Annotated in this window: 17 protein-coding genes; 11 read left to right on the forward strand and 6 right to left on the reverse strand. The window is 61.4% G+C overall.

All coding sequences use genetic code 11. The features are described from left to right. Nucleotides 1–102 precede the first annotated feature (102 nt). Nucleotides 103–438, reverse strand: a complete 336-nt coding sequence (locus JQS30_RS08220) for a hypothetical protein (protein WP_213172862.1) — start codon at nucleotides 436–438, stop codon at nucleotides 103–105. Between the two features lie 257 nt (nucleotides 439–695). Between JQS30_RS08220 and JQS30_RS08225 the strand changes: the two genes are divergently transcribed. Further along, complete coding sequence (locus JQS30_RS08225; protein WP_213172863.1) at nucleotides 696–1,709, forward strand: M23 family metallopeptidase; 1,014 nt, start codon at nucleotides 696–698, stop codon at nucleotides 1,707–1,709. 55 nt (nucleotides 1,710–1,764) lie between these two features. Here the strand turns inward: JQS30_RS08225 and JQS30_RS08230 are convergent, their stop codons facing one another. The 3 genes from JQS30_RS08230 to JQS30_RS08240 form a co-directional block, all read right to left on the reverse strand. Then, on the reverse strand, nucleotides 1,765–2,781 hold the full coding sequence (locus tag JQS30_RS08230) for an aldo/keto reductase (protein WP_213172864.1): 1,017 nt from the start codon (nucleotides 2,779–2,781) through the stop codon (nucleotides 1,765–1,767). Next, nucleotides 2,778–3,230 carry a MerR family transcriptional regulator gene (locus JQS30_RS08235; protein ID WP_213172865.1) on the reverse strand — a complete coding sequence of 151 codons (453 nt, stop codon included), beginning with the start codon at nucleotides 3,228–3,230 and terminating at the stop codon, nucleotides 2,778–2,780. Before JQS30_RS08235 ends, JQS30_RS08230 begins: the two co-directional genes overlap by 4 nt. Before the next feature lie 142 nt (nucleotides 3,231–3,372). After that, entirely contained in the window at nucleotides 3,373–3,570 is a 198-nt protein-coding gene (locus JQS30_RS08240; RefSeq protein ID WP_213172866.1) for a hypothetical protein, read from the reverse strand. 59 nt (nucleotides 3,571–3,629) lie between these two features. Here JQS30_RS08240 and JQS30_RS08245 point away from each other — a divergent pair, with 59 nt between their 5' ends. Beyond that, nucleotides 3,630–4,517 carry a GNAT family N-acetyltransferase gene (locus JQS30_RS08245; RefSeq protein ID WP_213172867.1) on the forward strand — a complete coding sequence of 296 codons (888 nt, stop codon included), beginning with the start codon at nucleotides 3,630–3,632 and terminating at the stop codon, nucleotides 4,515–4,517. Nucleotides 4,518–4,713: 196 nt separating this feature from the next. On the opposite strand, the gene JQS30_RS08250 is transcribed toward JQS30_RS08245, so the two are convergent. Further along, nucleotides 4,714–5,463 (reverse strand): HAD family hydrolase, encoded by a 750-nt coding sequence (locus tag JQS30_RS08250; protein WP_213172868.1) that lies wholly within the window; start codon nucleotides 5,461–5,463, stop codon nucleotides 4,714–4,716. Between the two features lie 290 nt (nucleotides 5,464–5,753). Here JQS30_RS08250 and JQS30_RS17535 point away from each other — a divergent pair, with 290 nt between their 5' ends. The 9 genes from JQS30_RS17535 (at nucleotide 5,754) to JQS30_RS08290 (ending at nucleotide 13,386) form a co-directional block, all read left to right on the forward strand. Beyond that, the gene (locus tag JQS30_RS17535; protein WP_281398797.1) at nucleotides 5,754–5,879 is read left to right on the forward strand and encodes a hypothetical protein; all 126 of its coding nucleotides are present in this window, start codon (nucleotides 5,754–5,756) and stop codon (nucleotides 5,877–5,879) included. A 307-nt stretch (nucleotides 5,880–6,186) separates the two neighbouring features. Beyond that, on the forward strand, nucleotides 6,187–7,128 hold the full coding sequence (locus tag JQS30_RS08255) for a SagB family peptide dehydrogenase (protein WP_213172869.1): 942 nt from the start codon (nucleotides 6,187–6,189) through the stop codon (nucleotides 7,126–7,128). Nucleotides 7,129–7,132: 4 nt separating this feature from the next. Continuing rightward, nucleotides 7,133–8,224 (forward strand): TOMM precursor leader peptide-binding protein, encoded by a 1,092-nt coding sequence (locus JQS30_RS08260; protein WP_213172870.1) that lies wholly within the window; start codon nucleotides 7,133–7,135, stop codon nucleotides 8,222–8,224. A gap of 39 nt (nucleotides 8,225–8,263) precedes the next feature. Next, on the forward strand, nucleotides 8,264–9,613 hold the full coding sequence (locus JQS30_RS08265; RefSeq protein WP_213172871.1) for a YcaO-like family protein: 1,350 nt from the start codon (nucleotides 8,264–8,266) through the stop codon (nucleotides 9,611–9,613). After that, nucleotides 9,588–10,271: a CPBP family intramembrane glutamic endopeptidase gene (locus tag JQS30_RS08270; RefSeq protein WP_213172872.1), complete on the forward strand. Its 684-nt coding sequence runs from the start codon at nucleotides 9,588–9,590 to the stop codon at nucleotides 10,269–10,271. The genes JQS30_RS08265 and JQS30_RS08270 overlap by 26 nt, the downstream gene beginning before the upstream one ends. Continuing rightward, a complete protein-coding gene (locus tag JQS30_RS08275; RefSeq protein ID WP_213172873.1) occupies nucleotides 10,271–11,035 on the forward strand; it encodes a CPBP family intramembrane glutamic endopeptidase in 765 nt (254 codons plus the stop codon). The genes JQS30_RS08270 and JQS30_RS08275 overlap by 1 nt, the downstream gene beginning before the upstream one ends. Nucleotides 11,036–11,072: 37 nt before the next feature. Next, nucleotides 11,073–11,861 (forward strand): ABC transporter ATP-binding protein, encoded by a 789-nt coding sequence (locus tag JQS30_RS08280; protein WP_213172874.1) that lies wholly within the window; start codon nucleotides 11,073–11,075, stop codon nucleotides 11,859–11,861. Beyond that, a complete protein-coding gene (locus tag JQS30_RS08285; RefSeq protein ID WP_213172875.1) occupies nucleotides 11,861–12,598 on the forward strand; it encodes an ABC transporter permease in 738 nt (245 codons plus the stop codon). The genes JQS30_RS08280 and JQS30_RS08285 overlap by 1 nt, the downstream gene beginning before the upstream one ends. After that, nucleotides 12,589–13,386 carry a class I SAM-dependent methyltransferase gene (locus tag JQS30_RS08290; protein WP_213172876.1) on the forward strand — a complete coding sequence of 266 codons (798 nt, stop codon included), beginning with the start codon at nucleotides 12,589–12,591 and terminating at the stop codon, nucleotides 13,384–13,386. Before JQS30_RS08285 ends, JQS30_RS08290 begins: the two co-directional genes overlap by 10 nt. Before the next feature lie 356 nt (nucleotides 13,387–13,742). Here JQS30_RS08290 and JQS30_RS08295 read toward each other — a convergent pair whose 3' ends face one another. Continuing rightward, nucleotides 13,743–14,690, reverse strand: coding sequence for a DMT family transporter (locus JQS30_RS08295; protein ID WP_213172877.1), 948 nt, complete (start codon nucleotides 14,688–14,690; stop codon nucleotides 13,743–13,745). Nucleotides 14,691–14,701 lie beyond the last annotated feature (11 nt).

Here is a 14,701-nt window from a genome sequence, read left to right on the forward strand (position 1 = left end):
AGCCACGTTGACAATGGTCGCGGAAAGAACCCTGATCGGGACTTAGGTAAACGTTCCGATCAGGGTTCTTTCCGCATGTGGTCGGTGGAGCCGGAGTTTTCCCTACAGAATCGCGACAAAGTACCGGGTGAACTCATAGGAGATTGTCTCCTCCAATATCCAGTTGCCTCCTTCGATCTGATCGCTGGGGATCTCACTGCACCAATAACCACTGATCACGCCATCGGAGGGTGTGTCGGTTGAGGCCATGATGTGGTCTTGTGACACGGCGTCACACCCGGACACGAACGTGTCTGTGCCAGTACCTTGAGCGGCTATGTTGATGTCCAGCCAGAACGTACCCACATCCTCGCCCCGGTAAGTGGCGGCGGAGTCAGAACGAACTGGTGGCCCACTTATGACCGCCGTGCCGAGGCTATTCGTCGCATGGTTTTTCACAGTCTTGCTGCTAGTCTCCGAACGCCTCATTGGTCGCTGGCCGATGCCACACACGCTTATGCCCTGCGGCTTTTGCTAACACTGAGCTTAAGCTCTGTCTGCCAATGGACTAGGTTCCCAACGGAGAACCGGCGTCTCCGCCCTCATGTGACTCACCCGATCGGCTGCCAGTGCCGCATACCGGCTTTACGGTCGCCTTGTCGCAAAATCCGCGAAATTGCCTCTGGTTGTGAGGGGTCTGGGTATAACAAGTGGCTATGAAGACACGCACCGAGCCCATGCCCACCAAGGACCATCCGCCCAAGCGCGTTCGGATCGCCAAACCGCTGATCGCGACCGCTGTCCTAGTGTCCACCACTTTCAGCGCCCCCTATGCCAAAGCTGAGGACAACTCAGGGCCGGATTTGACCGAAGCGGTGACCGCGCAGATGCACCGGCAACATGGAAACGATGCTGCCGAAAGCTACGGATTGGGAGGCGCGGCGCAGCTGCCGGCGCCTTTGGTGGAACCGTACCGAGTGTCCGCCGATGGACAATGGACCTTCGGTGGCTCGGTGTACCTGTTGCCCGAATGGGTCCACGCCACGCCAGTGACGGCGCTGTTCGTAGCGCGTGAGGTCGCAGGTGAGTGGGAGGTCGCCTTGCAGTCCGGTGGTGAGTTCGCCCAGCTGATGGAGGAGGCTCCCGTCGATTTGTTCCCCGACGCTCGGGAGAAGAGTGCTCTCACCTCAAGCAACTTGCGTGGATTGGCCCGGCCCGGATTGGCCTTGCCGTGGGCAGAGGACCAAGGTGGATGGCGGCATTGGGGCGTTCATGGAAATGGCGGCAACACACGACCGTTCAACGCGATTGACTTCTACGGTGGAGACGGGAAGACTCGGGCCTCGGCCGATGGCTTCCTCTATCGATTTTGCGGCACGGTGAATCCCTATATAGAGATTCATCATGTGAATGGGTGGCGGACTGGTTATTACCATTTGCGCAATCAAACCGACGTACCCTCGGGGTCGTTTGTGAAGCGCTATGACTTTCTAGGGGAGATCGGTGAGGAGCTTCCGTGTGGCGGACGAGCCAACGGCGATCACGTTCACTGGACGTTGTGGCATGAAAGTGAGGGCCAGGTAGTCCAGGATCGGGTGATTGGCGGCTGGACCTGGCACGAGGAGCGGGCCTACCGAGGTTGGGCTCAGCGTGGAAATGAGCGCATCGGGCATTCGGATTGCTGTCTGGTCAACTACGGCCCCTTCGATGGCTATATTTTCAACCGGTAGGGGCGGCCCGATGGCATGGGCCCGCTGAATGCCAACAGCGGGCCCACAAAAGCGACTATTCCCGGTCTTGGGAGGAAAACCCACTGCCAGCTGGGTAGCGTAGCCCCGCGACGTGATCGGCGATTCCCTCAAGTTTGGCTAGATCGGAATCGCTCAAGGTCAGATCGGTCGCGGCGAGGTTTTGGTGGAGGCGTTCCACCGAACGGGTGCCGGGAATCGGCACGACGGGTAGTTGGTGTGCTGCGGCACGGGAGTGAACCCAGGCGAGGGCGACTTCTGCGAGGGAGACCTCGTGAGCCTGCGCGACTTCGCGAATCGGTGCGACGAGAGCCGCGTTGGCCTGGGCGTTGTCGCCGACGAAGCGGGCCATGCGGCGACGCACGTCGTTGTCGGCAAGCTCCTTTGTGGCGTCACTAAAGGCCCCGGTGAGGAATCCGCGCCCCAGCGGCGAATACGGGACCAACGCTATTCCCAGTCCAGCTGCGGTGGGGACGACATTGGTCTCGATATCCCGCGAGAAGAGCGACCATTCGGATTGCACGGCCGCGATGGGGTGGATCGCGTGGGCCTGTTCGATTTCCGCCGCCGTTACCTCCGATAGCCCAAGGTGGGAAACTTTGCCTTCCTTCACCAGCTCGGCCATGGCTTCGATGGTCTCCTCCAGTGGGGTGTTCACATCGCGCCGGTGCATGTAGTACAAGTCGATGTGATCGGTGCCCAGTCGGCGCAGGCTTTCCTCAGCGGCGTGGCGAACATAGTTTCGATCGCCCTTGATTTCACGGTCCATCACGTCGGTGCTGCGCTGCCGTATACCGAATTTAGTGGCAAGGAAGACCCTGTCGCGGTGGGCGCGAAAGAACGGTGAGAGAAACTCCTCGTTTGCCCCGTTGCCGTACATGTCCGCGGTGTCGAACATGGTCACCCCCCGTTCCAGGGCCGCCTCCAGTGTGGCCCGCGAAGCGCGATCGTCGCTGGGGCCGTAGAAGGCGCTCATGCCCATGCAGCCAAGCCCCTGCATGCCTACGGTCGGGCCGTTCGTTCCGAGTGTGGTGGTGGCGATGGTGGTGTTCATATCCGGTCCTTTGCTGCGAACTGCTGCTGACACAGCTCGATCTTGTAGGTGACAATGGCGAGAGTGGATTGAAGTCGCTCCACTGACGCGATGAGGTTTTGTCGGTGGGCTTCGAGGAGATTTTGGCGCTGCGGGATGGTCGTGTCCCCCTGGCGCAAGAGATTCGCGTACTCGACCATGTCGGTGATCGGCATGCCGGTCAGCCGCATACGGTTGATGAAGTGCAGCCACTCCACGTCACTGTTGCGAAACCGACGCTGCCCACGTTCATCGCGGGCAATGTCGCCGAGCAGCCCAATGCGCTCATACCAACGCAAGGTGTGCACCGAAAGGTTCAGATGTTTGGCGACAATTCCAATGCCGTAATAGTCTTGGCCATCCGGTTTCAGATGCGGCGGAGAAGCCATAAGCTCCCGAAGCCTTTCCGGAGTGCGCTCGTCAACCTCCATAGTTCCTCCTCTTCCTCATTGCAGCCTATGGACCTAGAGTGTGCTCTAGCCAAACGATTTCCTCAATTACTTTTGATTGGGCCACACAGCGCCGAAAAGGTGGTAGGAGCTCGGTCTTCCTTCCACCTTTTCGGCTCTTGGTTTAGCCAGACTGCCCCAAACCGCGCTCGGCAACGGCGGCGAATCCCCACTCTTCGAGGATGTATATCGCGTGCATCGTGGTGGCCCAGTTGCCGCAAACGTCGTTTCGGTCGTCGATCAGGCCCGCTGACTGCTCCACTGTGGCTTTTTTGGCACCTGGGTCTCGGTCCATCTTGGTCGGTGTTCTCGCCTCGGCCATACCGGTATCCGCCTCACAGATTCGAGCTACACTGACGGGTCATCACCGAAGGAGAAATCGTGTCTGAAGACGTCTTGACCCAACACAATTCCCGCCTGAGGGCCCTAGACGACTTGCTCGGTGCGTCCACCGAACTGCCCTTGGCGACCGACAATGACACGCTCCTGTCCACCGACGGAGGTGAGGCCCTGGCCCGGGTCAACCGCGTTGACACCGATAGTTTCCTTGCCGCCTTCTCCGCGGCCGAGAATCACCAGCTCATCGCTCGCGTCGCTGGAAGCGAGGCGATGTCTGATCTGTTGGACCAATGGGTCGCTCAATTGCCAACCCGGCTTGGGCCCGACGCCGAGGCCTCCTTGACGTGGCCTAGTCGCGATGTGGCCATGGCCCACCTGTTCAAGGTGCACGGCCTCGCCCCCAATGTCATTGTCGCGGCCCGCCGCAGTGGGACACCGATCCCGTTGGGAACCGACACGGTCACGGTACGGCCGTTGACCGAAGCCGATCTCACCGTGGCCACTCAGTTGTGGATGGAGGTCGTCGCCTGGGACAACCACTTCCTCAATCACCCCAACCGCCCCGCTACCGAGAAGAACATCCACGACATGCTCGTTGCTGATCTCGACGACGACCCGTGGACGTGGGTCGCGCAGCAAGGTAGCGACATCATTGGGCTGCTGAGCCTCTCCAAGCCCGAGCGATCCGCTTGGGTGCAGCCAATGGTCGCCATCGAACCGGTCAGCTATCTCATGTGCCTTGGGGTCTCGGCTCGGGCCCGTAGCGGCGGGGTGGGGGCTGCCCTAGTCAACCGCGCTCACTCCACTCTGGAAAAAGCTGGAATTCCGGTAACGCTCTTGCACTACAATGCCTGGAATCCACTTTCGGGTCCCTTTTGGCACCGCCTCGGGTATCGGCCGTTGTGGACTAGCTGGGTTCGACGGCGTTAAGGTTTCACGCCCCGCCGCCTGGGGTCGGATGCTTACATAGAACGTCTCGTTGTGCGCGATCAAACAAGAATGGTCCGCCATGGGGCGTGCTCTGTAGGCATCATGCACCTTCGTGGCTTCGTTGAGCGTTCAGGGTCAGGCTTGAAGGTCCGTATCGATCTGGCCTGTCCCTGAGACAAACCAGCCAGGACCGGTGTCACCCGCTAGGGAAATCTCCTCCCCTCCGGATCAGGCTAGGAACGTCTGACAATGTCCCAATGCGTGGCTTCGGCAACGGGTAGTCCCCCACTGCGATACGCGAATCCGCACGATGGAGCCACACTCCCCGCAGGCCGGCCGCTTGGGCTGCTAGCGCATCGTGGTCGGGTCGGTCACCGATGTACATCACTTGATCCGGTGGCAGATCGAGGTTCTCGCACGCCAGGCGAAAAATCGCTGGGTCGGGCTTCGCGGCACCTACTTCGCTGGAGATCGTGACGTGGCGAAATATCATGTCCAGGTCGAAACGGGCGAGCTTGCTGCGTTGCTGCGCCGAGTCCCCGTTCGTCACCGTCCCCAAGCACAGTTGCGGTCGCTCGCCGCGGAGTTGGTTGAGGGTGGGCCACACGTCCGAATAGAGCCGCCAGTGGCGCTCGTAGGTTTCCAAGTAGTGCTCGCACCAGCGATCGATCCGATCTTGGTTCCACTCCCCTAGCCCTAGTTCTTGCACGATCGCCCGTACGCGAGCACGGCGCTGTTCATGAAAGGTCATCTCCCCGTTGAAATAGCGGCGAATGTACGTCTCTTGCAATTGTTCCCAGCGCTTGATTAGGTGTGGTTCATCCAGCAGCGTGATCGAGGGCTCGGCTCGGAAGGAGGTCACGACGGCGGTGGCGGAGGCCGTGTCATGATCGAGCAGGGTGCCGTCGAGGTCGAAGAGTACAGCGGCAATATTTGACTTACTCACGTATTCAATCTATGCCGATTCGGTAACGATCGCAGCCATCTCTTCCGGTTACCCAAAGTAGCCATATGAGCGACGCCCCGTCGATGCCGAGCCCACATCGGCATTGACGCGCATCACATCAGAAACTTATGACACTTCCATCTATTGATGAGATTCCATATCTCGGTGGCGCGATTTTTGTTCGGCGAACCAACTAAAAACAGGTGTTGACCTGCATCTTGAGCGTCCGTAGTATCCAGATTTAAGACCGCAAAGGTCGGATGACCCCATTTAGCAAGATTGGATAGATCATGCTTAGTTTCTCTGGACACATTGGAGCCACCGCTACCGGTGGTCTCACCGTCACCGTCGCCCCCGGCGCTTCCACCACCTGTGGCGGCGGCAACTGCTGCTGCACCAGCTGCTGCTCCTGGTAACGCCTAAACAGCGAGTTTCGCTCCGGTGAGTACCTGGTGCCCCAACGGCCACAGGTGATCACTCGAAACAAGCTATAGCCGTAGAAGGGGCCAGCTTGGTGGCTCCTTCTACGACCGGCACTGCCTTTGCGCACCGCCCCTTTCGCCTCGGCAGGATCGACACCTTTGCGCGGCCACACCCCACCTCGGTGTCCAACGGCCGACCAGAGTCCCCTCAACACGCCTGTCGACCGCCCCTCCACTGTCCTCAATGCTCACCCTGGCCTTCCCTTGGTGGCAACACCATGGGCTGTAGTGATTGGATTCCATGCCCTACAAGAAAACTAAAGAAGAGGTCGCCTCATCGCTGGCTGAGCACGACTATCTCCAAGCCGTCGGCCGCTTCTCCATGCAGCACACCATGGTCTCGGTGTACTCCTCCTCCACTGTGCTGAGACCCCCCGACTCAGTCATCCGCGGACGATGGTTTCCCAATAGCGACGACTTCGCGGGCGAATCCGCACTCCTGAACTACCGCACCGACAACACCAACATTGGTTTCCAAGCCGGGGTCGGCCGATTCTTCGAGCCAGACGCCGTCCTGTCCTCGTGCCACGCGGATTTGGAAGAAGACCTCAGCCAAACCATCGACCTCCCCAAACCCAAAAAGCTCAAGACCGGACTCACCGCCACCATCACCTCCCGGCGCTCCAGCCGAGCATTCAACGGCGACGAGGTGACGATGGAAGAACTGGCCACGCTGCTCCACCACGCCCAAGGCAACTCAGGCGAACTGCCATATGGAGACCCCACCAACCCACACGGCACCGTCGAACTACGCAACGCCCCCTCAGGAGGGGGTCTGTACCCCATCAAGCTGTTCGTTACCGCCTTCAACGTCAAGGGCCTTCAACGCGGCACGTACGAGTACCTGCCCTATGCGCACAAACTCTCTCCGACGCCGACAACGGGCCCCGATCAAGAACTGCTGTGGAAGTCCCCCGACTTCGACATAGAAGACACTGGATTCGCGCTGACATTCGTCTACAACCTCTACGACAACTCCCGCAAATATGGCGACGGCGGGGCCGTCTTTGGCCTCATCGAAGTGGGCGCCATCCTGCAAAACCTTCACCTGACGCGCACCTCACTGGCACTGGCCGGTTGCGACCAAGGTAGCTACGACAAACAACTCCTCGAGCGCGCGCTGCGGCTCGATGGACATACCCACCACGTAGTGCACGTGACCGTTATCGGCCAGGAGGACTAACCCCGTGACTGACCTAGACCCCAACGAAGCGACAATCGCCCTAGCTAGCACCGCCCGAATCATGGAAGACAGCAACGGCCTGTTCCGCATCCGCACCGGTATCTGGAACTTCGAAGAAGCGGTCATCGACGTCAGCGGTGAATCTCCGGCCGTCGCCGCCACCGTGTCCGCCCTACTTCGCGCTCTCGCCACAGGGCCCACCCAACTGGAGGAGCACGCAGACGCCGCCCTCCTTCCCATCGAAAAGGCCAACCTCAGCAAACTGGTCCTTGACCTGGCCGAGGCCGGGGTCCTCATATCGACCGACCAGCGCGACACTCAGGACGCCATCACCGCAGCGCTCCTAGGACGGCTCACCTCCCCCTACCCGACAGAAGAGGGCATCGAACAGCGCGAAATCGTCTTCATCTCCGACTGCGAAGCCTCTCGCACACAGGCGGCGCAACAAGCCGAAACCCTGGGAATCACCCTCACCTCGCTACCGGAGGAACAACTCGAGGCGCTACACACCGCCGACCTCACTTCGCGCATCAACGGCTACGACACCGAAATCGGCATCGAACGACTACGTGAGACCGTGGCCGGTAAGGCCGCGATCGTCACATGTTTCCAACGCCCGTCCATCCCTATGCTGCGCAACCTCAACCGCGTAGTCGAAGACCAAGACCTACCCTGGGTCTCCTCATTCATCGACGGGCCATTCGTCTCCATCGTCGGCATCAAATCGCCACACACCGGCTGCTTCGAATGCTTCGAACAGCGGGCGCTGGCGCGCCTAGAGGACCACGTCACCTATCACGAATTCGCCAAGAGCCCGGTCGGCCGCACCTCCGCGCAAGACTCCGACGCCCCCATGATGGGCTTCGTAACCGTGCTGGCGCTCACCGAGGGCTACCTGTACGCCGCAGTCGGAGCCTCCCGCATCGCCGGACGGATGCTGGGCATCCACCTGCCCACCATGGAAATCCAGACCCAAGATCTGTTGCGGATGCCAAACTGTCCAGCTTGTGGCCGCGTCTCCCGCCAGCGTCTGCGCGAGATCAATTTCAACAGTCGCGCTGTGGTCGACCGGGTCGTCTCGGAGGTGCTCCAGTGACGCACGCGTTCGTTTGTCTAAGGCGAGTCGGGGGTCGGTATGAGGATTAAGCACTACCCGCCCATGTCGCGGCTCCTCAATCAATATCGACACATCGGCGGGAACCAGACCGGCATCATGCCCGGATACTTCGTATCAGTGGCCGATGTGCCCGGTGAGCCGTTGATGAGAGCGATGACGGCGACGATGCCGCACTATCACCGCAACATCATGAACGACCCGCATATGGAGGTGCAGTATCACCTCTCCGGCTACGGGATGTACCACGAAGAGGCCATGATCAAGCTCATGGGCGAGTCGGTGGAACGCTATGCGGCGATGGTGGCGATTCGCCTGTGCGACGATGAGTTCCGTTATGCCTCCTATAACGAGATCAGCCAGGAGGGTCCGGCGATGCCGCTGGAGTACTTGGGGATTCTCGATGCGCGACAACAGGCGTTCTTGGCGAGTAAATTGCACCGTTATACCGACCGTCTGCCCGATGAGGACGATGTGATCGGTTGGGTGAAGTGTCCATCGTTGGTCAATCCCGGAGAGGATTTCTGGGTTCCGGCGCAGTTGTTCTTCTTGGGGTTCACCACCAGCGCCATGCACAATGACCTGTTGTTCACTCCGTCGTTTTCGACCGGCACGGCCGCACATGTGAGCTTGGAGAACGCTCTGCGCAATGCCTTGATCGAGGCGGTACAGATCGACTCGTTCATTCTCAACTGGTATACCGACACCCCGGCTCCGGCCGTTGAAATGGACGATCCGGATCTGGAGCGCATTCTCACCGACATGAAACTGGTGGGCGATGAGGCCTCTTACGACCTGAAGTCCATCTATTTGACGCGTCCGGAGTTGCCGCTGCCGACCATCGGCGTGTACATGGACCGCAAGGATGACAAGCTGCCGCTGATTAGCTTCGGAGTGCAGGGCGACGCCGACCCGAAGTACGCGTTCCTTCGCGGAACGATGGAGAGCGCGGCGATCCTGGGGCTGGGTATGTACTCGGCCATCTACGATACGCCCACGGTGCACGCGGCGGTGAATTCCTCGCCGTACATGGATTTGGACACGAACGTGCTGTTCTTCGCCAGTCCCGACGAACCGGAGCGTAAAAGGCAGATCGTGGCCGAGCAGTTCAAGGGTTCGATCAAGCTCTCCGAGATCACGGCGCTGGAGAGCGAGCTGCCCGACCTGATCAAGATGGTCGGCGGTGTGTCGGAGTGGGCGACGTATTTGGACATCACGCCGCCGGAGCTGGCGGACACGCCGTGGAAGGTGGTGCGGGTGCTGATTCCGGAGCTGCTGAGCATGTGTCTGCCGGGTCTGCCTCCGAAGAACCACCCGCGGATGAAGGAATACGGCGGAGTCACTAATGAGCACCCCCATCCTCTCCCTTAGCGTGCTGGTGCTGCTGTGCGCGGCGTTTCCCTCGCAGCTGTTCCGTTTCTCCGGGCAAGCCGGCTCGCGTCAGCAAGCTGCTGGCGGGGGCCGGTCTTCGGCCGTCTCGGTCGTGGGTTGGCAACTGGTGTTGCCCATCGGGATGCTGCTGATCGCGGGGTGGGCGTGGTATCTCGCCCCGCTAAGTGGCGACCTCTGGATGCCCTCGGCTGGGTACTGGTTCGCCCTTGCCGTCGCCCTGGGCTGCGTGGTGATCGCGGTGGAGATCGGCGTGGGTGCCCTGTGGGCGAAGGCCCAACGACGCCCGGTCAAGGCGGTGGCTTTGCATGGTCGCTTCGCCGACCGTTCGGCGGTCGCGGTGGTGGCCGTGGCACTGGTAGCGGTGGCTGAGGAGATCATTTTCCGGGGCATCGCCATCTGGCTGCTGGCCGAGCGGCTGGGCTGGCTGGTACCGGCGGCAATCGTGCTGACTGCGGTGGTCTACGGACTCAATCACACCTATTACGGCTGGTTGACGGTGACCCAAAAGATTGTCACCGGAGTGTTCTACGGGGTGTTGTATGTGCTCAGCGGCTATGCGCTGCTAGTAGTCGTCCTCGCCCACGTGGTGCAAAATGTCGCCGTGTTGACGATTCTGCCGCGTCTGGGGGTGCGCTAATGAACGCTGAGGTGTGGACTCACTTGGTGATCGTGACGGCCGCGGCCACGGCCTGGTTGGCCGTGTATCGCCTGCCGTTTCATTCCCATCGCACGCGCAAGCGGGTAAAACTGGCCGTCTCGACACACACCGGCCTCGAGGCGCGCTACGTGTTTCCCATCTTGGGGACCCTGATCTACCTAGCCGCCGGGATCGCGGCGATTGCGGTCGTGGTCGCGACGTCGGGTCCGGGCTGGCTGGACATGCTCGCGTGGAACATGACGCTTCACAGTGTGGCTCTGACCGGTTTTGCCATGGTGGGTGCCGCCTGTCTGACCGGATTCCTCATGTCAATGGTCTACGCGATCCGTCCCCAGGTTGACATTCCCGGCGCGGTCAATAACGTGGTGTGGATCAGGGAGGTCATGGCGCTGCCTGTGCAGTGGCGCTGGGCGGTCCCGATGTCGAGCGCGGCCGTGGAGGAGCTGTTCTTCCGGGGAGTGGTGCTGGTCGGGCTCCTGGCAGCCGATGCCCCCATCTGGTTCGCTGTCCTCGCCTCGGGCCTTATTTTTACCGCTGGGCAGGTCATTCTCACCGAGAACCCACTTCAGGCACTCGTACTGACTCTGGCCAGCGTGGTGCTGTCGGTGGTCGGGGGGCTGCTAGTGATCATCACCGGCAGCGTGCTCCCGGCGATCCTCGTTCACGCGGCGTTCGCCGGTTTCTACACCAACAACAGCCCCCAGCAAGCACGGCAAAGCCAGTACTCCCCTGTCCAGAGATGACGTCCCTTTCGAAAACACAAGCAAGCGAGGTGAACAGGTGGCAGACACCGACGCACTAGTCAAGGCTCATGGAGTCACGGTGCGCTATGGACCAAAGGTCGCCGTCGACGACGTCGACTTCGAGGTCTACCCCGGAGAAGTCATGGGCCTCATCGGCCCCAACGGCGCGGGCAAAACCTCTTTGGTCGAATGCATCGAAGGGCTGCGTAGGGCCTCTGCGGGCTCGATCACCGTCGCCGGGCTAGATCCGGTCGCCGACCGCGCCAAGCTCGCGCGAGTCCTGGGCGTGCAACTACAGGATTCGGTGTATCCCACTCGCATCAAGGTCTTTGAAATCTGCGACCTGTTCGCCTCCTTCTATCCTGACGCTGAGGACCCCGAGGTTCTGCTGGAGGAGTTCCAGCTATCCGACAAACGCAAGGCGACCATCACGAAGCTCTCCGGTGGCCAGCGCCAGCGCCTCTCCCTGGTACTGGCGCTGTTGGGCAAGCCCGAGGTCGTTTTTCTCGACGAGCTGACCAACGGGCTAGATCCGCAGTCGCGCCGCTCGGTGTGGAAGGGTCTCAAAAAGCGCAACAAGGCCGGCCTCACCATCGTGCTGACCTCGCACTACATGGACGAGGTGACGAACTTGTGCGATCGAGTGAGCGTCCTCATTGACGGAAAGGTGGTCGTGGTGGACACGGTGCCGGGGCTACTGGCCACCTATGGGTCCCAGGCGGTGGCCAACGTCGAGGACGCCTCGGGTGAGGCATCACTGGAAGACGTCTACCTGTATCTGGCCGGGGCCGATGCCGTGCCCGCCGACCAGACCGAGGGGGCCTGATGCTCAACCACGTTGTTATCTTCGAGTCCAAACGCATGGCACGTAACTTTCCAGCCATGTTCTTCGCGCTTGCTTTCCCGGTCATGGTGTTGGCGATCTTCGGCGGCATTTACGGCAACGACCCGGCTGAGGAGCTGGGAGGGTTCGGCGCGGTCGACATCTCGGTGGCGGGCTATACGGGGCTGATCCTCGCGGTGGCGGGTTTGATGAGCTTCCCACTGGGCATGGTCGAGTACCGGTCGCGGGCTTTTTTGCGCAGGCTGCGCGCGACCCCGGCCCGTCCCACGGCATTCCTGACCGCGCAGGTGATCGTCAATGGCCTGCTGTGTTTGGTGGGTCTGGGCATTTTGCTCATCGTCGCGTTCACCGTCTACGGGCTCAACACGCCCCAGCGGCCGTTCGCGTTCGCCGGGCTGGTTCTCCTAGCGGCCGCCGCGATGTTCGGTCTCGGCATGATGATCGCCTCGTTTGCCAAGAGCGAGTCGACGGCGCTGGTGCTGGCGAACCTGATCTATTTTCCGATGATCTTCCTCACCGGCGCTACCGTTCCGTTGGAGATCATGCCTGAGGGGATGCGGCGCATCAGCGATCTGTTGCCGATGACGCACGCGGTTGAGGCGCTGAAGTGGGCGTGGATGGACATCGAGACCGACCGCTTGGTCATCGCCATCATCGTCCTGTGCGGCACGATCATCGTCTCTTCGGTCGTGGCGGCAAAGTGGTTCCGATGGGAGTAGATGTCGCGGAGTCGATTCAGGCCACCGCCTACCTGGCGGCGGCCTGCCGCGCCGTGGAGACATCCGCTAGGAAGCCGCGTCTGAGCGACCCCTACGCCGAACGGATCATCGCCAGCCACCCTGACGGGGCCCGCATTCGCAAAGGACTGCTCGGCGCGGGTACCGATGAGGTCGTGCACCGTACGATCCTGCTTGACAGGCTGCTGGCCAGGGCCGCACTGACGGCGGGGACCACGGTCGTCAATCTGGGGGCCGGGTTCTGTACCCGGCCCTACCGGCTCGACCTATCGGAGTGCGCGGAGGTGATAGAAGCCGACGCGCCCGCGCTCATCAAGGCTAAGGAGACGCTCCTGGCCGATGCCGATCCATCCTGTCCGGTGCGCCGCGTGCCGTTGGATGTGCGAGATGTCAACCAGCTTGCGGCGCTTCTGAACCCCATCGAGGGGCCACTCGTGGTGGTCACCGAAGGGCTGCTGGTGTATCTGCCGCGCACGGACCTCGCTGCGATCGCGGCGACCATCAACGCTTCGGCCGCTCAGCGGTGGCTGACCGACATAGTCGGACTCTCCTCGGCAGCGGCAATGGAGCAGCTGGCGCAGAAGTCCGGCGCTGGACTTAACCTATATGGCCTGGGCGACCTGCGTCCTTTCGAGGACAATGGCTGGACGGTCACCGACTACCGGCCGCTTCCGGTACCAGCACGGCCCGGTTCCCGCACCAAGACGGGCGCCAGCAGCACCGACGTCGTGGACGGGGTCCTGGAGCTGACGGCCTACAAGACAGAGTGAACACGCTACTCAATGAGTATGCGACCCATAACCAGTCGGCCGCGAGGAGAACCCGCAGGGCCACAGCGCTGGGGGCTCGACGCACTGACGACCATCGGGTTCACCCGTGAGGCGGTCAGCAGCGCCGACTCCGAACGCAACCGAGATGCCTTTGTGACCGTGCAAGTCAGAGAACGTCTTCCACCACCTGGTCGATGCGAATCGCCTCCCCCATCGCCAAAGGGCATCACGAATGGAGGGTGTGTTTCGACGAGGCTGCCGTGGCTCGAGTATCCCAGGAGTGGACGGCACCGATGTGGTGACCGTGCCGGTTGCGGCTTGGCTCCCCTCTCATCCGCGCCCACAGGCGCTTCCAGTTACGACCGGCGTTTGGGCTCGTAACGGGCGATGACGACGCCCAGAAGACACAACGCGCTTCCCAGCAGGGCCAGGACGGTGGGAAGCTCACCGAGGAACAGCCAGCCCATCACGATCGCCGCTGGCGGTATCAGGTAGCTAAAGCTCGACACGACGCTCGCCTTTAGCTGGTTCATCGCATACGCCCAGGCGAAGAAGCCCAGTGCGGTCGAGACGACCCCCAGATAGACCAGCATCCACCAGCCGAAGGCACTCGCCTGTGAGAAGTCGCCTACAGCCACGACAAACGGGATAGCGGTGATCGAACCGATCACCGCTGTCCACACCGTCACGCGCAGCGCGGATGTGCGTTTCAACAGTGGTTTTTGCGTGATCGCGCCTAGCGCGTACAGACAGGCTCCCGCGATGCACAGCACGACCCCGAGCCAGCTGATCTGGGCGTCGGCATCCGAGGAGGTCCCGATGAGCATCACGCCGGCGAAGGCGATGGCCACGCCCACGTACAGGTTCGGGCGAGGGCTCTCACCGAGGAAGAAGACGGCCAGCGCGATGATGAGGATCGGCCCGATGTTGATGAGGATGGCGGCGGTGCCCGCGTCGATGTAGTGCACCGCGTAATTCAGCGCCACATGGTAGAGAAAGAACCAGCCGATGCCGCATGCGAGAGCGAAGCCCCATTCGCGGCCCTGCGGCAAGATCGGCTCAGCTGGTGCGTCCACTGGGCGCGTTCTCTTCGCCAGTGCCACAGCGATGGCGAACAGGACCACCGCGGCGATGAGGTTGCGTCCCAGCGCGATGGAGAATGGGTCAATCTCGTCGCGCAAGTACCTCAACGCGACGAATGCCGAGGACCAGCTGATGATGACCACGGCGATGGCCACGTAGGCGAGCACGGTGTTGCGTTGCGCCAGTCGCGGCAGGGTTTGGGTGCTATCGGGTTGGCTCACTAGGTGACTCT

Origin of the sequence: Natronoglycomyces albus (assembly GCF_016925535.1) — a bacterium.
GTDB lineage: Bacteria > Actinomycetota > Actinomycetes > Mycobacteriales > Micromonosporaceae > Natronoglycomyces > Natronoglycomyces albus.